This window comes from Streptomyces sp. NBC_00029 (assembly GCF_045160505.1).
Classification (GTDB): domain Bacteria; phylum Actinomycetota; class Actinomycetes; order Streptomycetales; family Streptomycetaceae; genus Streptomyces.
Genome location: NZ_CP108292.1, coordinates 1,368,756 through 1,388,811, shown reverse-complemented (window position 1 = coordinate 1,388,811; position 20,056 = coordinate 1,368,756). Strand labels below are relative to the sequence as shown.

General features: G+C 72.9%; 17 protein-coding genes and 1 pseudogene. 13 read left to right on the top strand and 5 right to left on the bottom strand.

The genetic code is table 11. The features are described from left to right. The first annotated feature begins 3 nt into the window (after window positions 1-3). The gene (locus OG753_RS06900) at window positions 4-765 is read left to right on the top strand and encodes a maleylpyruvate isomerase family mycothiol-dependent enzyme (RefSeq protein WP_405787639.1); all 762 of its coding nucleotides are present in this window, start codon (window positions 4-6) and stop codon (window positions 763-765) included. Window positions 766-853: 88 nt separating this feature from the next. Then, on the top strand, window positions 854-1,354 hold the full coding sequence (locus OG753_RS06895; RefSeq protein ID WP_030384415.1) for a hypothetical protein: 501 nt from the start codon (window positions 854-856) through the stop codon (window positions 1,352-1,354). A gap of 37 nt (window positions 1,355-1,391) precedes the next feature. Here the strand turns inward: OG753_RS06895 and kstD are convergent, their stop codons facing one another. The 3 genes from kstD to OG753_RS06880 form a co-directional block, all read right to left on the bottom strand. Then, window positions 1,392-3,185 carry a 3-oxosteroid 1-dehydrogenase gene (gene kstD / locus OG753_RS06890; RefSeq protein WP_405787637.1) on the bottom strand — a complete coding sequence of 598 codons (1,794 nt, stop codon included), beginning with the start codon at window positions 3,183-3,185 and terminating at the stop codon, window positions 1,392-1,394. Between the two features lie 125 nt (window positions 3,186-3,310). Then, window positions 3,311-3,703: an MmcQ/YjbR family DNA-binding protein gene (locus OG753_RS06885; protein ID WP_327260900.1), complete on the bottom strand. Its 393-nt coding sequence runs from the start codon at window positions 3,701-3,703 to the stop codon at window positions 3,311-3,313. Window positions 3,704-3,831: 128 nt separating this feature from the next. Next, complete coding sequence (locus OG753_RS06880) at window positions 3,832-4,956, bottom strand: aminoglycoside phosphotransferase family protein (protein WP_327260899.1); 1,125 nt, start codon at window positions 4,954-4,956, stop codon at window positions 3,832-3,834. A gap of 231 nt (window positions 4,957-5,187) precedes the next feature. Between OG753_RS06880 and OG753_RS06875 the strand changes: the two genes are divergently transcribed. Continuing rightward, window positions 5,188-6,684 carry a hypothetical protein gene (locus OG753_RS06875; protein WP_405787634.1) on the top strand — a complete coding sequence of 499 codons (1,497 nt, stop codon included), beginning with the start codon at window positions 5,188-5,190 and terminating at the stop codon, window positions 6,682-6,684. Between the two features lie 163 nt (window positions 6,685-6,847). Here the strand turns inward: OG753_RS06875 and OG753_RS06870 are convergent, their stop codons facing one another. Continuing rightward, window positions 6,848-8,269, bottom strand: coding sequence for a SpoIIE family protein phosphatase (locus OG753_RS06870; RefSeq protein ID WP_327260897.1), 1,422 nt, complete (start codon window positions 8,267-8,269; stop codon window positions 6,848-6,850). A 495-nt stretch (window positions 8,270-8,764) separates the two neighbouring features. Here OG753_RS06870 and OG753_RS06865 point away from each other — a divergent pair, with 495 nt between their 5' ends. The 4 genes from OG753_RS06865 (at window position 8,765) to OG753_RS06850 (ending at window position 15,167) form a co-directional block, all read left to right on the top strand. Then, complete coding sequence (locus tag OG753_RS06865) at window positions 8,765-11,065, top strand: molybdopterin cofactor-binding domain-containing protein (RefSeq protein WP_405787633.1); 2,301 nt, start codon at window positions 8,765-8,767, stop codon at window positions 11,063-11,065. A gap of 22 nt (window positions 11,066-11,087) precedes the next feature. Beyond that, complete coding sequence (locus OG753_RS06860) at window positions 11,088-11,543, top strand: (2Fe-2S)-binding protein (protein ID WP_405787632.1); 456 nt, start codon at window positions 11,088-11,090, stop codon at window positions 11,541-11,543. Window positions 11,544-11,713: 170 nt separating this feature from the next. After that, on the top strand, window positions 11,714-13,165 hold the full coding sequence (locus OG753_RS06855; RefSeq protein WP_405787631.1) for a helix-turn-helix domain-containing protein: 1,452 nt from the start codon (window positions 11,714-11,716) through the stop codon (window positions 13,163-13,165). 61 nt (window positions 13,166-13,226) lie between these two features. Beyond that, complete coding sequence (locus tag OG753_RS06850; protein WP_405787630.1) at window positions 13,227-15,167, top strand: APC family permease; 1,941 nt, start codon at window positions 13,227-13,229, stop codon at window positions 15,165-15,167. Here OG753_RS06850 and OG753_RS06845 read toward each other — a convergent pair. Continuing rightward, window positions 15,085-16,395: a PucR family transcriptional regulator gene (locus OG753_RS06845; protein WP_405787629.1), complete on the bottom strand. Its 1,311-nt coding sequence runs from the start codon at window positions 16,393-16,395 to the stop codon at window positions 15,085-15,087. The two genes, OG753_RS06850 and OG753_RS06845, sit on opposite strands and share 83 nt — an antisense overlap. 127 nt (window positions 16,396-16,522) lie before the next feature. Between OG753_RS06845 and OG753_RS06840 the strand changes: the two genes are divergently transcribed. From OG753_RS06840 to OG753_RS06815, 6 genes and pseudogenes are all read left to right on the top strand, one after another. Further along, on the top strand, window positions 16,523-17,086 hold the full coding sequence (locus OG753_RS06840; protein ID WP_405787628.1) for a TetR/AcrR family transcriptional regulator: 564 nt from the start codon (window positions 16,523-16,525) through the stop codon (window positions 17,084-17,086). A 56-nt stretch (window positions 17,087-17,142) separates the two neighbouring features. Next, window positions 17,143-17,781 carry a DUF6461 domain-containing protein gene (locus tag OG753_RS06835; RefSeq protein ID WP_405787627.1) on the top strand — a complete coding sequence of 213 codons (639 nt, stop codon included), beginning with the start codon at window positions 17,143-17,145 and terminating at the stop codon, window positions 17,779-17,781. Between the two features lie 123 nt (window positions 17,782-17,904). Beyond that, a pseudogene (locus tag OG753_RS06830) lies at window positions 17,905-18,126 on the top strand (helix-turn-helix domain-containing protein); the annotation flags it as partial. A 181-nt stretch (window positions 18,127-18,307) separates the two neighbouring features. Beyond that, the gene (locus OG753_RS06825; RefSeq protein WP_327260889.1) at window positions 18,308-18,748 is read left to right on the top strand and encodes a hypothetical protein; all 441 of its coding nucleotides are present in this window, start codon (window positions 18,308-18,310) and stop codon (window positions 18,746-18,748) included. Then, window positions 18,745-19,536, top strand: coding sequence for a transcriptional regulator (locus OG753_RS06820; protein WP_327260888.1), 792 nt, complete (start codon window positions 18,745-18,747; stop codon window positions 19,534-19,536). Before OG753_RS06825 ends, OG753_RS06820 begins: the two co-directional genes overlap by 4 nt. Window positions 19,537-19,607: 71 nt before the next feature. After that, entirely contained in the window at window positions 19,608-20,027 is a 420-nt protein-coding gene (locus OG753_RS06815; protein WP_327260887.1) for a roadblock/LC7 domain-containing protein, read from the top strand. The last annotated feature ends 29 nt before the right edge of the window (window positions 20,028-20,056 follow it).

Below are 20,056 nucleotides of genomic sequence, written 5' to 3'. Positions count from 1 at the left end.
CCCATGGATCACATCGCGAGGCTCGCCCCCTTCCGGACCGAGGCGGCGGCGTTCGAGAAGGCGGTCCGCCGGGCGTTCGACCGCGGCGCGCCGGTGCCGGCGGTTCCCTCGTGTCCCGGCTGGACGGTCACCGACCTCGTCCGGCACCTGGGCGGAGTGCACCGCTTCCTCGCCTACGTGCTGCGCGAGCGGCTCACGGCCCCGCCGGACCCCGCCGGCCTCACCCTGCCCGAGGTCCCCGACGGCCCGGACGCCCTGACCGACTGGTTCGCGCAGGGTGCCCGGGAGCTGGCGGAGCTCTTCGACGAGCTGGGGCCGGACACGGCGGTCTGGACCTGGTCGGCGGAGCAGACCACGGGATTCTGGCTCCGGATGCAGCTGATCGAGCTCGCCGTGCACCGCTGGGACGCCGAATCCGCGACCGGCACCCCGGTTCCCCTCGCCCCGGACGTGGCCGCGGACGCCGTGACCCAGACGATCGAGGTGATGGCCCCGGCCCGCCGCGGCTGGCAACAGGCACCGCCGGGCGCGGGGGAGAGGTACCGCTTCCGGAGTACCGACGGTCAGCAATCCTGGACGGTCCTCCTCTCGGGGGACCAGGTGCTGCTGGAGCCCGGTTCCACCGCCCCGGCCGACGTCGAGGCCGCGGGCCGGACCTCGGACCTCGCGCTCTTCCTCTGGCACCGTCTCCCGCCCACCGCCCTGCACGTCACGGGCGACGCCGCCCTGCTCCCGCACTGGTTCACGCTCGTCCCACCGGTCTGACCCCCGTGGCCCGCGGGCCCGGCCCGGGCAGGTTCCCGGATGCGGGCCCCCGGGCCGGAAAACTCGCGCGGCCACGTACCATGGCGGCATGTCCTTCCTCCGCCGCCACCGCGCCGCCACACCCGCCGGCCCGGACTTCGATGTCCTGGCCATGGACCCGGGGGACTGGCCGGGCAATCTCGGGGCCGGGCTGCTGCCCGCGCCCGACGGCAGCTGCCAGGGTGTCTTCCTCCGCTACGACCTGTTCGGCGGACGCGGCCCCGCGATGATCATCGGGAACCTCCCCGAGGGCTCCCCCGCCAGGGACCTCACCGACAGCCAGATCCCCTTCGAGGTGGCCCAGCTCCTCGACGCACTGGAGAACGACGAGGACGTCGAGGTCACCGGCGTCGAGGACTGCCCCGTCATGCAGGGTGACAACCTCCTCATCGTCCGGAAGATCAAGCTGTCGGAGTCCCGCATCTCCTGCGTCCAGTTCGACCGCAGTGACAACGTGCTGGTCACCATCGCCAGCTGGGACCGCCCGATCACCGATGACCTCTACGCGCTCCTGAAGCCGCTCCCCGCCGAGCTCTTCCAGCAGGGCTGATCGTTCCCGTTCCCGTTCCCGTTCCCGGGCGCCGGCGTCACGCGTCCGCGATGGCGTTCGCCGCCACGTAGCCGAACGTCATCGCGGGGCCGATCGTCGATCCGGCCCCCGCGTAGCTGTGGCCCATCACCGCCGCGCTCGCGTTGCCGGCCGCGTACAGGCCCGGGATCACCGATCCGTCCGGCCGCAGGGCCCGCGCCCGTGCGTCGGTCACGATGCCGCCCTTCGTACCCAGATCCCCCGGCACGATCCTGAACGCGTAGAACGGCGGGACCCAGACGGGTGCCAGACACGAGTTCGGGTGCACGTTCGGATCCGTGTAGTAGTGGTCGTACGCCGTGTCCCCCCGGTGGAAGTCGGAGTCGTTGCCGCTCCACGCCTGCGCGTTGAAGCGGCCCAGCGTCGCCCGCAGCGCGCCCGCCGGGACCCCGATCTGGCCCGCCAGCGCGTCCCAGGTCCACGCCTTCTTCGCCGCGCCCGCCTGGTACCACGAGTCCGGGAAGGGCAGGGTCGGCAGTATGTCCTTGAACAGGTACTTGTTGCGGTAGTTCTGATCCACGATCAGCCAGGCCGGGATGTGCGAGCCGGGCGCACCCCGGTCCTTCTCGTACATCAGGTGCACCACATCGCTGTACGGCGCCGCCTCGTTGACGAACCGCGCGCCGTTCGCGTTCACGATCAGCCCGCCCGGCAGGGTCCGTTCGGCGAGACAGAAGTACGGCTCGCCGGGCAGCGGGATCGACGGCCCCCACCACGCGTCCTCCATCAGCGCCAGCGTGGCCCCGGCCCGCTGCCCCGCCCGGATCCCGTCGCCGGTGTTCTCCTTCGCGCCCACCGACCACTGGGTGCCGATCGGCTGCTGCTGGTACTGCGCACGCATCGCCGCGTTGTGCTCGAAACCGCCCGAGCCGATGACCACCCCGCGCCGGGCCCGTACGGTGCCCCGCACGCCCTCCTTCTCCACCACCACTCCGGTGACCGAACCGGCCTCCTGGACCAGGTCCAGCAGCGGAGTGTTCAGCCACACCGGTACGCCCGCCCGCTGGAGTCCGGCGCGCAGTCCGGCCGCCAGGGCCTGGCCCATCGTCAGCGGCTTCTCACCGCGCAGCGCCGCCTGCGTGCCGCGGGCCAGGCACTCGGTGGATACCGCGAGCCCCCTGGCGCTCACCGCCGCCAGGTTCAGCCACTTGTAGTCCTGGCTGAAGACCACCATGCCTGCCGGGACCGGCATGTACGCCGGGTTCAGGCGGGCCAGTTCCGCGCCCAGGAGACGGCCGTCGATCTGGTCCGGCTCGATGGAACGGCCGTTCGGCATCCCGCCCGGCAGCTGGGGGTAGTAGTCGCTGTACCCCTCCATGAAGCGGAACTTCAGCGGGCTGTTGGCCATCACGAAGTCCAGCATCCGGGGCCCGTTCGCGAGGAACGCGGCCTGCCGGTCGGCCGGCACCTCCGGCCCGACCACGGCCGCGAGGTACGTCGCCGCCTTCTGCGGGGTGTCCGGCACCCCCGCGCCCAGGATCACCGAATTGTTGGGGAGCCAGATGCCGGCCCCGGACCGCGCGGCCGATCCGCCGAAGGTCGGGGCCTTCTCGACCACCAGCACGCTCAGCCCCCGCTTGGCGGCGGTGAGCGCGGCGGTCATCCCGGCGGCCCCGGACCCGGCCACGACGACGTCGTACTCGCCGAGCAAGGGCCCGTCCTGAGCGCTGTCGGCGCGGGCCGAGGCGGAGGGCAGCACGGTGGCGGCGAGCACCCCGGCCCCCGTACCGGCGAGGACCCCGCGTCTGGAAGGAAGGGCGTTGGGGGAGGTGCGTGAAGCGCTTGCGGACATGGGCAGGCTCCAGCGAAGTCAAGGGCGAGGGGAAGTGCCTCCAGCATGTCTGATGCTGAGTCAGAAAAGTGTTCGGGGGATCATGTGATGTCAAGGCATCCGGCGCCCGCACATGGGCCGGGCGCTCAGTCCTGTGCCGGCGAACGGGCGTCCAGTTCCCTCACCTGCCGCTTGAGCGCCACCGTGCGGTAGCTCTCCTCCACCCACTCGCACAGCACCTGCACCGAGGGCGCCCCCTTCTCCCCCAGCGGGACGGACACCCAGCCGGAGCGGCCCAGACCGTAACCCGTGGGCTCCGCCCCCGGCGCGGTCATCGCGTGCCCGTGCAGGGCCTCGTCCTTGAGCTTGACGGAGATACCGGGCTTCCCGGGCCCGTCGGTGTTGCCCAGGAAGACGAAGATCTTCTTGTTCACCTTCACCACGCAGTCCTCAGGCCCCCACGGGTGATCCTCCAAGGCCTCCGGAAGGCCGAGGGCGAACTCCCGCACCGCCTCCCACTTGCGCACCACGGACTTCATCAGCGCCTCCCGTCGGTCGTCTCCCCACGCTAACGGAGCCCGATGGGGCATTCCCGTACCTGCGCACCTGTGAACGGGCGAAGCCCCGTGGCGGTGGGGGCCACGGGGCTTCGCGTACGGGGGACGAATCAGCGCGTGCCTACCGCCGCGCGCACCGCCCGGCGCGCCATCCCCGCGTCGTCGTGCAGACGGCGCAGCAGCAGCCGCTGCTCCTCGCCGGAGGTCAGGGCGCCCACCGGCAGAGGCTGGGCCGGGGAGGTCGCCAGCATCGAGCGCTGCACCGCCGTTTCCGACATCCGGATCTCCCTGGTCAGCACCAGCATCAGATTGACCAGGAAGGCGTCCCGCGCGGCCGGACCGGCGGACTGCGCGAGCCGGCTGATCTGCGCGCGGGCGGCCGGGGCGTCGCCCAGCACCGTCCACAGCGTGGCCAGGTCGTACCCGGGCAGGTACCAGCCCGCGTGCTCCCAGTCGAGCAGGACCGGACCGGCCGGCGACAGCAGCAGGTTCGACAGGAGGGCGTCACCGTGGTTGAACTGCAGTCCCGTGCCCGACAGCTTCACGCCGTGCAGCAGCTTCTGCAGGTCACCCAGGTCCCGGTCGGTCAGCAGGCCCAGCTCGTAGTCACGGGCGATCCGCCGCGCGTAGTTCATCGGGGTGCCGAACAGGTCCGCCGGCGGCCGCCACTGGTTGACGCGACACACCGCGCCCAGGGCCGCCCGGAGGTCCACCCGCGGCGGCGGCTCCACCGGGTGCCGCTGCAGCGCCGCGACCCGGCCCGCCATCCGCTCCACCACCAGCGTGCAGTTCTCGGGGTCGGCGGCGATCAGCCGCGGCACCCGGACCGGCGGGCGGTGCCGGACGAACGCCCGGTACGCCGCTATTTCGTGCCGGTAGCGCTCACGCCATTCCGGCGAGTGATCCAGTAAAACCTTCGCGACGGCGGTCATCCGACCGGTGGTGCCCACCAGGAGGACCGAGCGGCCGCTGCGCCGCAGCACCTGAACCGGGGCGAACTCCGGACAGATCCGCTGCACCGAGGCGAGCGCGGTGCGCAGTTGCGCCCCCTGCGGCCCCGAGAGGTCGATTCTTCCGCTGACGGGCTGCGATCCGGTACCCGGCATCCGCCGCGCCCGGACGACGCCCTGAGCCTGGGCCGACGGGCGGCCGGGTTCGAGGTAGGGGCCGCCGCCCGCCGGGAGCGTGCGGTGCGACCGGACCGGTGCGGACACGGAGGACGTTGCTGCGTACATGGTGATACGGATCCCTTCGTGCGCCGACGAGTTGCGTACGCCACCCCGCCGGATCCCGTACTTCACCCTGGGGAGTTCCGCCGGTGAACCGGGGCGGGGAGGCGCATTCCTACCTGACACCCGGCGCGAGGTGGCGAACCATCGGGCGTGCCCTGGCGAAGCCTGGCGAATAGTCGCTGGGCATCTGACGGCGGGCTACTGTCAACTCAGCCGAGAACCTGGGGGCTTGACGTGAGCAAAGGTCCAAACACCCGCTTGAACGACCTGTTCGGCCTGGCCGGCTGGTCGAAGGGCGAACTGGCGAGGATGGTAAACCGGCAGGCGGCGGCCATGGGCCACCCCCAGCTGGCCACCGACACCTCGCGGGTGCGGCGCTGGATCGACATGGGGGAGGCCCCCCGCGAACCGGTGCCCACGGTACTGGCAGCACTGTTCACCGAGCGGCTCGGTCGTGTCGTGACCATCGAGGACCTCGGGTTCGTACGGCAGCGGCGCACCTCCAGACGGCAGCCGGACGGGGCTCGAGAGAACCCCGACGGAATGCCGTGGGCGCCCGAACGCACAGCCGCGGTCCTCACCGAATTCACGGGAATGGACCTCATGCTCAACCGTCGCGGTCTGATGGGCGCGGGAGCGGTGCTCACCGCCGGCTCCGCCCTCAGCAATGCCATGTACGACTGGCTGCACACCGACCCCGCCCTGGCGAAGGAGGCCCGCAACTTCGGGGATTCCTTCCAGGCAGACCCAGCGGGCTACGACCGCTACGAGGCCGCCCCGATCGGCTCCCAGGAGATCGAGGCCCTGGAGCGCTCCGTCGACGTGTTCCGGGCCTGGGACGCCTCCAGGGGTGGCGGACTCCAGCGCAAGGCGGTCGTCGGCCAGCTCAACGAAGTGGGCGGCATGCTCGCCTACCACCACCCCGACCACCTGCAGCGGCGCCTGTGGGGGGTGGCGGCGAACCTGGCGGTCCTCGCCGGCTGGATGTCCCACGACGTGGGTCTCGAACCCACCGCGCAGAAGTACTTCGTCATCGCCGCGCACGCGGCCCGTGAGGGGGGCGACCGGCCGCGCGCCGGAGAGGCGCTGTCCCGCGCCGCGCGCCAGATGGTCCACCTGGGCAAGCCGAACGAGGCGCTGGACCTGATGAAGCTCGCCCAGTCCGGCTCGGGAGAGCAGACGCTGCCGCGCACGCGCGCCATGCTGCACACCATCGAGGCCTGGGCGCAGGCCGCCATGGGCAAGGGCCAGGCCATGCGCCGCACCCTGGGCGAGGCGGAGGAGCTGTTCGTCTCCGACAAGGGGGACGTGCCGCCGCCGAGCTGGATGCAGCACTTCGACGAGGCGGACCTGCACGGCATGCAGGCCCTTGCCTACCGGACGCTGGCGGACCACGACGCCGCGGCGGCTCCGATCGCCGCGCGCCACGCCAGGGAGGCCCTGCGGCTGCGGGGCGAGGGCTATCAGCGCTCGCAGATCTTCGACTACATCTCCATGGCCTCGGCCTGCTTCATCGCCGACGAACCGGAGCAGGCGGACCGGTACGCGCGCCTCGCCCTGGTCTCGATGAACGAGACCTCCTCGCACCGGACCTGGGACCGGCTGCGCGAGATGTACCGGCTCACCGCCCAGTACTCCGGGTACGCGCGCATCGAGGACCTCCGCCAGGAGATCAAGCTGGCCCTCCCCGACGCCCCGGCGGCGCGCGCCCCGCGCGGTGCGGGGGCGTAGTCCCTCGCCGGCCCCCGCGGCCCCGGGCGCGGAGCCCCGTACGGGACCTCGTACGGAGCCCTGTAAGCGGCCTGGTGCGGAGACGAGAAAGGCCGCGCCTTCCGGCGCGGCCCCTGAAGCCCGTACGACAGCCCGGAGGGCCGATGGATCACCGGCCGACGCGTTACCCGCCGACCCGGGCGACGAGCACGCAGGCGTCGTCCTCCCGCTCGCTCTCGCCGAACTCCTCGATCACGATCCTCACGCAGTCCTGCGCCGACCGCGCCGCCGAGAACCGCGGCGCGAGCGCCAGCAGCCGCTCGGTCCCGTCCGCCCGGCTGAACTCGATGCTGCGCGTGGTGAGTCCGTCGGTGTGCAGGATCAGCAGGTCGCCGACCTCGAGCCGTTCCTCGGCCTGCCCGTACGTGGCTCCGGAGGTCGCGCCCAGCAGTACGCCCTCCGGCGGGACCAGGGAACGCCCCGACCCGCGGCGGAACAACAGGGGTGCCGGGTGGCCCGCCTGAGCCCAGGACAGCACTTGGCGCGCGGGGTCGTAGCGGCAGCACACGGCGGAACCGAGCGCGGGCTGTACGGAGTTCTCCAGGAGCTGGTTGAGCCAGCCCATCAGCGGGCCCGGCTCGATACCCGCCATGGCCATGCCGCGCAGGGCGCCCAGCATCATCGCCATGCCGGAGGTCGCGGTCACTCCGTGGCCGGTCAGGTCACCGACCGTCAGCATCGAGCAGCCGTCGGGGAGTTCGAGGGCGTCGTACCAGTCGCCGCCGATCAGAGCGCTGGTCGCGGAGGGAAGGTAGTGCGCGGCGACGTCCAGTGTGCCGGCGCTGCCGTACGGGAACCGCAGGGAGCCGCGCCACGGGGGGAGCACGGCTTCCTGCAGCTCGACCGCCAGCCGGTGCTCGGTCTGCGCGATCTCCCGCTGGCGCTGCAGCGAGTCCCGTGACTCGCGCACCGCCCGCTGGCTCCGGCGCAGTTCACTCACGTCCCGCATGACGGCCCACATCGAGGCCGTGCAGCCGTCGGAGTCGAGTACCGGCTCGCCCCTCATGTGCAAGGTCCGGACACGGCCGTCGGCCCGGACGATGCGGAACTCGCCGTCGATCGGCTTGCCGTCCACCAGACAGGCGGTGACCCACGCGGTGAGCAGCGGCTGGTCCTCGGAGAACAGGGTCGAGCCCAGTTCGTCGAGGGGGAGCGCGCCGGACTCGGGCGAGCGGCCGAAGATCTGGAACAGCTCGTCGGACCAACTGACCTCGTCGGTCAGCAGGTTCCACTCGGCGCTGCCGACGCGGGTATGGGCTTCGGGTCCGGCCTCGGGCGCGGCCTGCGGGTACTCGACGGTCTCGGGCGGCGGCGGCAGGCCTTCCTTGAGCTGGCCGAGGTGCTCGCGGAGGTCGTCGAGGTGGTGGACGGCGAGATCGCACAGCGCGCGCTGCCAGCGGCCCTGGGCGTCGTCGTCGTCGACGACGGTGTCGCGGCGGACCGCGTCCACTTCGCCCCGCAGTCGCCGGGTCTGCGAGATCAGCGCGTCCACCGACCCCGGCTCGGGCGGCTGCGCGGGACGGTCCGCGAACAGGTGGGACGGCATGAGAACTCCGATACAGGCGCGGCACGGCCAAGTCTGAAGGAAGGACCGGTAACGACTGTTGCACAGGGCGCGACGGTGTGTAAGGCGTTTGGCAACATCCGCTACGTTCTTGCTTCTGGTATATGCCGTAGGCCTTCCGGCCTTTCCGGAGCGTGCGAACGAATCCGGTCAGCAGGGCTGCGGGGTGACGGACCGGCAGGGGCTGGTGGGGATCGTGGCACGGTGGGGAGCCGCGGGGAGCGGTGGCCGGAACAAGGCCCTCCGGCGGCCGCCGGTCGATCGTACGGCCGAGATGTACGAGGCGCGCGGGCCGTGCGCCTCGCGTAAAGGGCGGATCAAGGCGGCCCATCGGGATACCCCCGAAGGAGTGATGGCGCCTGAGTGACGGGGCGGAATCGGGGCTTCCCAGCGCACCGGCGAATGGCTACTCTACGTGCCGGTAATAACCGGGGGAGGTCTGCGCGGGCGGGCCCGCGCAGCGTGGGGACACACAACATGACCGACCGGGACCGTGCCACCGACCGGGACCGCGCCGACGACCAGAACCACGCCGCGGGCCGGGACCGTGCCACCGGCCGGGACCGCGCCACGGGGCGGAGCCGCCGTTCCTTCCTGACCCACCTCGTGGCCGCACCGACCCTGGCCCTGGTCACCCGGGCCGCCGCCGACGCGCTGGCCCCGCAGTCCGCCCACGCCGTGGTGCCCTCCCTGCCGGCCATCGCCGACGTGATCGACCTCGGCGACCTGTTCATCCTGGCCGGAGCTCCCACCTCCGCCCTGCTGGCGCTCGCCGTCGAGGCGGACGGCACCGTCCGTTTCCGCCTGCCGCGCGAGGAGGTCGGCCAGGGCCTCACCACCGCCGTCGCCATGCTGGTCGCGGAGGAACTCGACGCGCCACTGACCGACGTACGCGTGGAGCTGGACGACGCCCGGCCCGAGCTGCTCTTCAACCAGCTCACCGGATCCTCCAACTCGATCCGCTCCCTCTACGGACCGGTCCGCCAGTGCGCCGCCACCGCCCGGGCCCGCCTCGTCGCCGCCGCCGCCCGCCGCTGGGGCCTGACCCCGGCCTCGCTGACCACTGCCGGCGGCGCCGTCCGCGCCCCCGACGGCCGCACCGCCGGCTACGGGGAACTCGCCGCGGCCGCGGCCGACCCCGGCCTCGTCGTCCTCGGCGCCACCCCCAAGAAGAGGGCCGGGCACACCCTCGTGGGGAAGCCGACCGGCCGGGTCGACGCCCGGGCCATGGTCACCGGCGCCCTGCAGTACACCCTCGACCTGGAGGTGCCCGGCGCCAAACCCTGCGTGGTGCGCCGCCCGCCGACCCTCGGCGGCACGGTCCGCACCGTCGCCAACCTCGCCGCCGTCCGGGCCATGCCCGGTGTCCTGCACGTGGTGACCGTCCCGACCGGGGTCGCCGTCGTCGCCGAGACCTTCGGGCAGGCCATCGACGCCAAGTCCGCCCTCCAGGTCACCTGGGGCCCCGGCCCCGCCGACCAGCTCTCCGACGCCCAGGTCCGCGCCAAGCTGCGCGCCGCCACCCCGCCGTTGCTCGTCCCGCCCCTGCTGACCCCCTACGTGGACGCCGAGTTCGACTTCGCCTTCGTCAGCCACGCCCCGATGGAGACCAACTCCGCCATCGCCGACGTGCGCGAGGACCGGGCCGAGATCTGGTCCGGCCTCAAGTCCCCCATCGTGGCCCGCGAGACCATCGCCGCCGACCTCGGCCTGCCCCTCTCCAAGGTCAAGGTCCACGTGGTCCAGGCCGGCGGGTCCTTCGGCCGGCGGCTCTTCTTCGACGCGGCCCTGGAGGCCGCCCGGATCTCCAAGGCCTGCCGGCGCCCGGTCCGGCTGATGTGGACGCGTGTGGACGACACCCGCCACGGCCGGATGCGCCCCGCGACCCACCACCGGATCCGCGCCACCCACCTCCTGGGCGAGGTGCTCAGCTTCGAGCACCGCGTCGCCGCCGCCGAGACCGACTTCCGGCACGGCCTCGGCGAGATCATCACCGCCACCGCGGCCAGCCTGCCCCTCGGCATCGGCAACGCCACCCTCGCCCAGACCCTCTTCCTGACCACGGTGAAGTCCCCGTACCACTTCGGACTCACCACGCAGGCGCTCACCGAGGTCCCCACCGGGATCCCCACCGGCTCCTGGCGCTCGGTGTACTCCGCCAACACGCGCGGAGCCGAGGAGATCGTCGTCGACGAACTCGCCGCCCGGACGGGCCGGGACCCGTACGCCTTCCGGCGCACCTTCCTGAAGACCGACGCCCAGCGCGCCGTACTCGACAAGGCGGCCCAAGAGGGCGACTGGGGCCGGGCGATGCCGGCCGGATGCGCGCAGGGCATCGCCTTCCACGAGGAGTACAAGTCCCGCACCGCCTGTCTCGTCGAGATCGACACCCGGGACCCGGACCACGTGCGCGTCACGAAGGCGGTCATCGCAGTGGACGTGGGCCTGCCGGTCAACCCGCGCGGACTGGAGGCCCAGATGATCGGCGGCCTCACCGACGCGATCTCCACCACCCTGCGCGCCGGGCTGCACCTGGACAAGGGGCTGCCCCTGGAAGGCAGCTACAGCCAGTTCCACTGGGCGAAACAGCGCGACACCCCGCGCGACGTACGGGTCTTCGTGCTGCCGGCCACCGGCGACGAGCCGGGTGGCGCGGGCGAGCTCGGCGTGCCCGCGGCGGTCGGCGCGATCGCCAACGCCTGGGCCAGGGCCACCGGTTCGAAGCCGCGCAGCTTCCCCCTCGACTTCGACGTCGACTTCACCCCGTATCCCCGCTAGCCCCAGGATCCAGGAGTACTCCGTGCCCTCGCACACCTTCACCGTCAACGGGCGGAGCGTCACCGTGGACGCGCCCGACGACCTCCCCCTGCTCTGGGTGCTCCGCGACATACTGGGTGTGCGCGGCCCCAAGTACGGCTGCGGGGTGGACGTCTGCAAGGCCTGCACCAGCCATCTGGACGGCGCCGACATCCGTCCCTGCGTGGTGCCCGTCTCGGCGTGCGCGGGCAGGGCGGTGACCACCATCGAGGGCCTGGCGGACGGGGACGACCTGCACCCCGTGCAGGAGGCCTGGCTCGAACAGGACGTCGCCCAGTGCGGCTTCTGCCAGCCCGGCCAGATCATGGCCGCCGTCGCGCTGCTGAAGCGCACGAGCGAGCCTACGGACGAGGACATCGACGCCATCGCCAACATCTGCCGCTGCGGTACGTACTTCCGCATCCGGGAGGCCATCCGCAGCGCGGCCGCCCGGATGTGAGCGGCGGACCCCGGTGCCTCCCCCGTATTCGTACTCATGGGCGCCGGGGCCCGTCCGCTCATGGACAAACCTACGCGGGCGCGCGCCCCTGCGCAGGGTTCGCACTGCCCAGTGACCGGGCGAGACCGGTATCACAGCGCACAGTGTGCGGCGGGTGGTTGAATGCGCCGGTGTCACGGTCCGACGACGTACTCAAGGTCCACCGGCTCGCCCACACCGGGGGGTCGGCCGCGCTGCTGGACTGGCTCGCCGCCCGCCTCGGCGGATGGACCGGAGTGGTGCGCGGGGGCGGTCCCGCCGCCGGCGCGGATCGGGAGCGGTCCGGGGAAGCACCCGAGGCCGCCGTCCGCGGCGCCGCCGAGATGAGCGCCCGCGGCGTACGGTCGGCCGTCCTGCACGGCGACGGGTCCGCCACCCTGCTGTTCGCGCTGGACGCCGGGCGGGCCCTGGCCGCCGTGCTGCCGCTGCCGCACCCGCCCGACGCGTCCGCGCTGCTGGCGGACGCGGCCGTACCGCTGGCCCTCGTGCTGCGCGCCGAGGAGGCCGAGCGGCGGGAGGAGCGGGCCGCGGTCGCCGAGGCGCGCGCCCGCGAGGCCGTGCTCCGCCTGCTGATGAACGGCGGGCTCCCTGCCGCCCATCAGATCGCCGAGGCGCTGCGGCCCCCGCTGCCCGACCCGATCCGGCTGTACGTCGCCGAGTGCCGGATCGGCCGGCGCGCCGAAGTGGCCCGCCTGTGCCAAGAGTTGACCGGCGGCCGGGCCTGGGTCGTGCCCTGCCCGGTATACGTGCGCCACCTCATCATCCTGGTCCCGGCCGACGCGGACGCGGTGTCGGCCGACCACGACCCCCTCGCCGGGGCGCTGACGGCGATCGCCCCGGACTGCGCCGTCGGGGTCAGTGGGGAGCTGGCCCTGAGCCAGGCCCCGACCGCCTACACCCAGGCCTTCCACGCCCTGGCCGTCGCCCGGGGCCGCGGCGAACGGCACGCCCGGTTCGGCCCCGGCCCGGAGCTGGCGCTCGCGGCCCACGAGGCCGGGGCCGACTGGGCATGGGCCCTGCTCGCGCCCCTGCACTCGTACGGACCCCGGCGCCCCCAGGACCCCGACGGACAGGAACTGCGCACCACCGCCCACGCCTGGCTCAACTTCGGCTCGCACGCCACCCGGCTGCTGAGGGTCCACCGCAACACCCTGTCCGCCAGGATCCGGCTGGTCGAGACGCTCCTCGGACTGGACCTCGCCCGCCTCGGCGATCAGGCGGCGCTCTCCCTGGCGCTGCGGCTGACCCCGGGCGCGGGGCGGGGGATCGGCGCCGCGGCGCCGGCGGCGGCCCCCGGGCTCGACGGGGTCCTGCGCGATCCGCGGCTGACCGCGTGGGCCAGGTCCCACCTGAGCCGGCTGACCGGCCCGGACGCCCCGGCCGGCGCCCGGACCACGGTCCGCACCTGGCTGGAGCACGACGCCCGGCTCGTACCGGCCGCCGCCGCGCTCGGGGTCTCCGTACCGGGTGCCCGCAAGCGGCTGGCCCGGATCGAAGCCCTGCTGGAGCGCTCGCTGCTGCAGTCCCCGAGCGTCCGCCACGACTTGTGGCTGGCGCACCGGGCCGAAGAACTCGCCGGGTGACACAAGCCCTGAAAGGGATGTTCGCCGAAGAAAATTCACGAACATGCACGATCATGCCCGAATGAGGCGTATCAATGCGAAACGCATGCTGGTCGGGGAACCCCTCGACACCTCCCGCCTGGGTGAGACCCTGCTGCCCAAGAGGCTCGCCCTGCCGATCTTCTGCAGCGACCCGCTCTCCTCCGTGGCCTACGCCACCGAGGAGATCCTGCTGATCCTCGCCCTCGGCGGCGTCGCACTGCTGCACCTCACCTGGTACGCGGCCGCCGCCATCGTCTTCCTCCTCGTCGTCGTCGTCGCCTCGTACCGCCAGACCTGCCACGCCTATCCCGGCGGGGGCGGCGCGTACATCGTCAGCTCCGAGAACCTCGGGCAGACCGCCGCGCTCACCGCCGCCAGCGCCCTGCTCGTCGACTACGTGATGACCGTCGCCGTCTCCGTCGTCTCCGGCGTCTCCGCCATCACCTCGGCCGTTCCCTCGCTCAACGACCACGAAGTGGCCCTGTCCGTCGCCTTCGTGGTGCTGCTGACCCTGATGAACCTGCGCGGCGTACGGGAGTCGGGCCGCGTCTTCGCCATCCCCACCTACGGCTTCGTCCTCGTCATCTACCTCATGTTCGCCGTCGCCGCCGTACGGCTGGGGACCGGGGAGACCATCCGCGCCGAATCCGCCGACCTCCCGATCATCCCCGTCGACACCTACACCGGATTCGCCCTCGTGTTCCTCACGATGCGCGCCTTCGCCTCCGGATGCACCGCCCTCACGGGCGTCGAGGCGATCAGCAACGGCGTCCCCGCCTTCCGCAAGCCCAAGGCGAAGAACGCCGCGACCACGCTCGCCGCGATGGGCGTGCTCTCCGTGACGATGTTCGTCGGCATCACCGCCCTCGCCATGTCCTACCAGGTGCACGTCGCGGCCGACCCCACCGAACTGGGGCTGCCTGCGGGCACCGCGACCTCCACGGCCCTCGCCCAGATCGGCCGAGCCACCTTCGGCAGCTGGCACTTCCTCTTCTACCTGCTCCAGGCCGTCACCGCGGGCGTGCTGATCCTCGCCGCGAACACGGCCTTCAACGGCTTCCCGATGCTCGCCTCGATCCTGGCCAGGGACCGCTACGCGCCCCGCCAGCTCTTCAACCGCGGCGACCGGCTCGTCTACTCCAACGGCGTCGTCCTGCTCGCACTCGCCGCCATCGCCCTCATCGTGGCCTTCGACGCCGAGCTGACCCGCCTCATCCAGCTCTACATCATCGGCGTCTTCGTCTCCTTCACCCTCTCCCAGTCGGGCATGGTCCGGCACTGGAGGAAGGAGCTCGCCTCACCCTCCACCCCGCACGAGGAACGGATCCACATCCACCGCAGGCTCGCCATCAACGCGGTCGGCGCCACCCTGACCGCCCTGGTCCTGGTCATCGTCCTGCTCACCAAGTTCACGCACGGAGCCTGGCTGGTCGTCATCGCGATGCCGCTGCTCTTCCTCGGCATGAAGGGCGTGCGCCGCCACTACGACCAGGTCGCCCGGCAGGTCGCCATCGCCCCCGACGCCGCCCCTCGCAAGCCCGCCCGTCACCACGTGCTGGTGCTGGTCGCCGCCGTACAGGCCCCGACGCTCAAGGCCATCGGCTACGCGCAGGGGCTGCGCCCCGACAGCCTGACGGCGGTCACCGTGGCGGCGGACGAGGCCGAGGCTGCCCGGCTGCGCGAGGTGTGGGCGGAGCACGACACCGGCCTCGCGCTGAAGATCCTGCACTCGCCGTACCGGGAGGTGGTCGGTCCGATCATGGCCCACGTCCAGGAACTGGCCGCCGCATCCTCCACGGACATGCTGTCCGTGGTGATCCCCGAGTACGTGGTGGGCCACTGGTGGGAGCAGCCCCTGCACAACCAGAACGCCCTGCGGCTCAAGGCGCGGCTGCTGTTCACGCCCGGCGTCGCGGTGATCGACGTGCCGTACCTCCTGGAGTCTGCGAAACCCGCTGATCGGGCAGGGCGGGACGGGTAGCCGGCTCCGCGGCGCCGCGCTGCAGCACCGCCGAGTGCGCGAGCGCCAGTTCCACCACATGCCGGGGGTCGGACAGGGAACGGCCGGTGAGCTGCTCCAGGCGGCGCAGCCGGTTGGAGACCGTGTTGCGGTGGCAGTACAGCCGCTGCGCGGCGTACGTGGTCGAGCCCTGGCAGTTCAGCCAGGTACCCAGGGTGGTCAGCAGCGTCCGGCGGTCCTCGGCGGGCAGCGCGAGCACCGGACCGAGCACCACCTGGCGCAGCCGGCCCGCGAGTTCGGCCTGCGCCGCGATCAGCGCCGCCGGCAGCCGTTCGTCCAGCAGCGTGGTGAGCGGGCCCCCTGACTCGGGGGCGGTGCGCAGTGCGAGCGCGGCCAGCCGGTGCGACCGGGCCACCTCGGCCGGCGTCCCCACGACCGGGCCGACCCCCGCGCGCAGCCCGAAGGGCGCGAGCAGTTCCCGTACGGACTCCAGCGGATGGTGGCCCAGTTCCACCAGGCCGGTCTCCCCGTCGGCGCGGATCCGCCACCAGACGCGCGGGCCGGAGGCGGCGCCGGGCCCGCCGGCCGGGACGGCGGAGGCGGGGGCGGCGGTCGGGCCGGGCGGGGCGGCGGGCGTGCCGGAGCGGTCGCCGGCCAGCACGACCACGGCGAAGCGGCCCCGCTCCGGCAGCCCCAGCTGCACGGCCGCCGCCCCGGTGGCCTCGGCCGACGGCTCGTCGGTACCCGCCCCGCCGTCGAGCAGCACGTCCAGCAGGGCCGCCCGGCGCTCGCGGTTCCGGTCGCCGTGGGCGGCCTCCGCCCGGCGGTACGACTCGGTCACCGCGTCCGTCGTCTGCTCCAGTACGTCCCACAGCGCGGCCGCCCCCGGCAGCAGCCGCGGCAGCTCCGTCCGGTCGTGCGCGGTCACGGCCTCGGTGAGGCTCTGCCAGAGCAGCCGGCCGCCGCGGCGGTAGGTGCGCAGCACGGAGGCGAGCGGCAGTCCCTGTTCGGCGCGGAGCGCGCCGGCCGCCCGGGCGTCGGCGAGCTCCACCGGCAGACCGCGGGAGCTGCGGACCAGGCCCTCGACGGCCTGGTGGAGGTTGTGGTGGATCCGCTCGCGCAGCTCGGCCCGGCCCAGCAGGGCGGCGTAGGCGGGGTCTTCGGCCAGCGTGCGGTCGGCGAGCCGGTCCGCCGCCACGGCGATCCGGCGGGTCAGGTCCTCGCGTATCTCCTCGATGATCCGCTCCATGACGCGCAGCCTGACACGGGGGAGGGGGCGGTGGGGAGGGCCCGGACCGGCCGCGTCCGCTACCTTGTGCGAAGCACTGCACCTGCAGTGATCACCCGATGTGCCCCCTCCACACCCAGGAACGCCCATGCGCCAGAACCCGCAGCGCCGCGCCGCGCTGCTCGACGCCGCCATCGAAGTCCTGGCGCGCGAGGGCTCGCGCGGCCTGACCCTGCGCGCGGTGGACGCCGAGGCGGGCGTGCCCACGGGCACGGCCTCGAACTACTTCGCCAACCGCTCCCAGCTGCTCGTGCAGATCCTGCACCGCACCAGGGAGCGGCTGGTCCCGGATCCGGCGGACCTCGCCGGCCCGCTGGACACCGAGGTCCTGCTCGGCCGGCTCCTGGACCGGATGCGGCGCGAGCGCAGTGTGCACATCGCGATGCTGGAGCTGCGGCTGGAGGGCACCCGGCGCCCCGAACTCCAGGCGGAGCTCGCGTCCTTCCAGGGCCTGGAGCTGGAGGCCAACGTCAGGTGGCACCTGGACGCGGGTTTGCCCGGGGACCGGCATGGCGTGGTCCTGATGTACCTGGCGATGCTCGGCCTGATCGTGGACGATCTGACCGCCCCGGCGATGCTCGAGGCGCACTCGGTGCAGGGGCTCATTCACACGATGGTCGAGCGCCTCCTCCCGGAGAAGCCCGCGGACTGACTATCGTGCCGGTGAACAAGCGCCGGCGGGGTGGGGAAACCGTGGGGAGTGCGTAGATGGCGGACATCACGGATATAACGGATGTCGCAGAGGATGCGGCGCACGGGATCCGGTGGCTTGCCGACTGGGACCAGTGGTTCGCCGGTCTGACCTTCGCCCGGGGCATAGGTCCCGACGAACTCGCCGCACGCCTCGGCGCGCTGCCGGGCGTGCACCCCGGGCCGCTGGGCGCACCGGACGCCTGGAGCATGGTCACCGAGACGGCGGACGGCGACGGCGTGGCCCGCGTCGGCAGGTGGGGCGGCTGGTCCTTCGCCGTCGAGCACGGCCTGCCGGCCGGAGCGGAACGGCTCGCCGAGGTCTCCCGGGGCGGTGTCGAGGCGGTCCACCTCGACCCGCAGCCCGACCACCCGCCCAAGCAGTTCGCGTACGCCCTGGACGGTGAGCTGGTGTGCTGCTTCGGCCTCGGCGAGGAGTGCTGGCGCGGCGGCCACCGGCCGGACTTCCTGCTCCCGGAGCTGATCGCGGCCGGGATCCTCACCCCGGACGGCGCGTGCGCCCGCCCGGCCGACGAACCGGACGCGGACCGCGACCGCCGCACCCTCGCCGTCGTGGAGCGCCGCTTCGGGCTGTGCCTGCCGCGCCACCTGATCGCGGACACGGCGCTCCCGGCGTACGTGACCTGTACGCGCTAGCGGACGGTCAGGCTCCGGGATGCGGTGATCTTATGCTCAGGTTTACGCGAGTCCGCTGGTTTTGCGCCCGGTGAGCGACTTTGATGGGTTTGCCAGACGTCGTACCGAGCAGGGGGACCAGTCATGGGCACCGACCACACTCAGAAGGACAGCACACCCACCCTGATCGGTTCCGTGCAGCGCGCTCTGCGCCTCCTGGAAGCGATGTCCGCGGAGGGCGGGGCGACGGCCAAACGGCTCGCCCGGCTCACCGGGATCCCCCTGCCCACCGTGTACCACCTGCTGCGCACGCTCAGCCACGAGGGCTATGTGGAGCGCGAGGGAGGGTCGTTCCGTCTCGCGGACGATCTTCCGCTCGCTTCGTGATCAAATTCTGACGCGTTCCGGCCAAGCTCTCGCACCCTTCCTGGCATGTTCCAGCGGAAAATGCCAGAACGCCCTTTCGTACTGTGGAACTTGAGTAAGTTCCCTCCTGTCGCGCCGTACGACCGTGCACCCCGCACGTCCGGCCGGGAGGGGAGCCCGCGTGCCCGGGATCGACGAATGCCTGCTCGAAGCCATGGCCCTGCCTGGTGCGCGGGGGGCCGCGCTGGTCGACTGGAGCAGCGGACTGGCCCTCGGCACCGCGGGGGAGTCGCCCGTGGGTGACCACGAGACCACCGCCGCCGAGACGGCCGAACTGGCCCGGGCGGCCGCCGAGTACGAGTCCTTCGCACCATCGGAGACCGACTCGGCACACGGTGGCGGAGCCGTTCCCTCCGCCGCTTCGTCCGCCGGCTTACCGGCCGGCCCGCCCGTCGAGGATCTGATCGTCACCACCCGCACTGGATACCACGTACTGCGCTTCGTCGAGACGAGCTTCGACAGCAGCGTATTCCTGCACCTGTGGCTCGACCGCGCCGACGGCAATCTCGCCCTCGCGCGTCACAGGCTCCGCGCACTGGCCGAGGGACTGGTGCTCAGATGACCGTCCCGGCCACGGCGGCGAACGCCTTCGCAGCCGTTTCCCCCCTACTCACCCGACTCGCCGCCGAACGTGCCACCGGCGCCCTGCTCCGCGACCGCGGCACCCTCTTCCTGGAGGACGGCCGCGTCGTGCACGCGGAGAGCCCGGCCACCCCCGGCCTCGACGTCCTGCTCACCACCGGCGGCGGGCTCGCCCCCGAGCGCTGGCGGGAGGCGGTGGACCGGGCCGGTGCCCGCCGCCAGGTCGCCCGTTTCCTCGTGGACAGCGGCGGGCTCGCCGGCGGAGAGCTGGAGATATGCCACCTCGCCGCCATATTCGACGCCGCCTTCTTCGCACTCTCCCCGGGCAGCGGCCCCTCCCGGTTCCGCCGCGGGGCCACCCACTGGATCGGCTCCGTCCGCTCCGTTCCCGCCGCAGCCGTGGAACGGGAGACCCGGCGCCGCCGGGACCTCCTCGACGCGGTCTGGCCGTACCCGCTGCTGGACACCTCCCCCGTAGTACCCAGGGCCGCCGCGCCCGGCCAGACGATCACCGCCCGGCAGCGGACCCTGCTGGGCCGCGCCGACGGCCATCGCACCCCGGCCGACCTCGCGTGGGTCCTGGGCCGGCCCGCCTTCCACACCCTGCTCGACGTACGGCGCCTCGCGGCGGCCGGACTGGTCGAGACCCCGCACACCCCGGCCCCGCCACCGGCCGTGGCACCCCTGCCCGACTGGATGACCGAGGCCCAATCCCCGGACGTGGCGCTGCTCCGCCGGTTACGCGACGCACTGGAGGCAAGCCTGTGAGGCTCCCGCTGCGACCGGCCCTGCGCGCCGACCGCTCCGAGCGTAGGCAGCCCGAAAGGAGTAAGGCCGACATGAGTACGGTGCCCCCCGAGACGGAGGCCGAGATACTCGCCGAGCTCCGCAGACTGCGGGCCCGGGTGCCCCAGCTCACCGGCGCCCTCGCCGCGAGCGCCGACGGCTTCGTCCTCGCCCAGGACAGCGCCGCCGCCGAGGCCGAGTCCGTGGCGGCGCTCACGGCCGCCGCCCTCGGCGTGGCCCAGCGGCTGAGCGACACCACCGGCCAGGGCGCGTTCCGCGAACTGCTCGTGCGCGGCGAGGACGGATACGTCGCCACCTACGCGGCAGGCCTGGCGGCCGTCCTCACCCTGACCGCCGAGCCGCGCGTCAACGTCGGGCGCCTGCACCTGGAGGCCCGGCGCTCCAGTCTCCGGATAGCCGAACTGATCGACCGCACCCTCGCGCGACGGGGTCCCGCAACCCCGCCCGGGTGATTCGAGCTCCGGTCGGCGGCGGGACCCGG

Bases quoted from the DNA above. Each gene is read 5' to 3' on its own strand.
- OG753_RS06815 (WP_327260887.1), top strand. From the start codon at position 19,608: ATGAGTACGGTGCCCCCCGAGACGGAGGCCGAGATACTCGCCGAGCTC.
- OG753_RS06870 (WP_327260897.1), bottom strand. From the start codon at position 8,269: ATGCCGTCCCACCTGTTCGCGGACCGTCCCGCGCAGCCGCCCGAGCCG.
- OG753_RS06850 (WP_405787630.1), top strand. From the start codon at position 13,227: ATGAGGCGTATCAATGCGAAACGCATGCTGGTCGGGGAACCCCTCGAC.
- OG753_RS06885 (WP_327260900.1), bottom strand. From the start codon at position 3,703: ATGAAGTCCGTGGTGCGCAAGTGGGAGGCGGTGCGGGAGTTCGCCCTC.
- OG753_RS06835 (WP_405787627.1), top strand. From the start codon at position 17,143: ATGGCGGACATCACGGATATAACGGATGTCGCAGAGGATGCGGCGCAC.
- OG753_RS06900 (WP_405787639.1), top strand. From the start codon at position 4: ATGGATCACATCGCGAGGCTCGCCCCCTTCCGGACCGAGGCGGCGGCG.
- OG753_RS06895 (WP_030384415.1), top strand. From the start codon at position 854: ATGTCCTTCCTCCGCCGCCACCGCGCCGCCACACCCGCCGGCCCGGAC.
- OG753_RS06865 (WP_405787633.1), top strand. From the start codon at position 8,765: ATGACCGACCGGGACCGTGCCACCGACCGGGACCGCGCCGACGACCAG.
- OG753_RS06840 (WP_405787628.1), top strand. From the start codon at position 16,523: ATGCGCCAGAACCCGCAGCGCCGCGCCGCGCTGCTCGACGCCGCCATC.
- OG753_RS06820 (WP_327260888.1), top strand. From the start codon at position 18,745: ATGACCGTCCCGGCCACGGCGGCGAACGCCTTCGCAGCCGTTTCCCCC.
- OG753_RS06880 (WP_327260899.1), bottom strand. From the start codon at position 4,956: ATGTACGCAGCAACGTCCTCCGTGTCCGCACCGGTCCGGTCGCACCGC.
- kstD (WP_405787637.1), bottom strand. From the start codon at position 3,185: ATGTCCGCAAGCGCTTCACGCACCTCCCCCAACGCCCTTCCTTCCAGA.
- OG753_RS06845 (WP_405787629.1), bottom strand. From the start codon at position 16,395: ATGGAGCGGATCATCGAGGAGATACGCGAGGACCTGACCCGCCGGATC.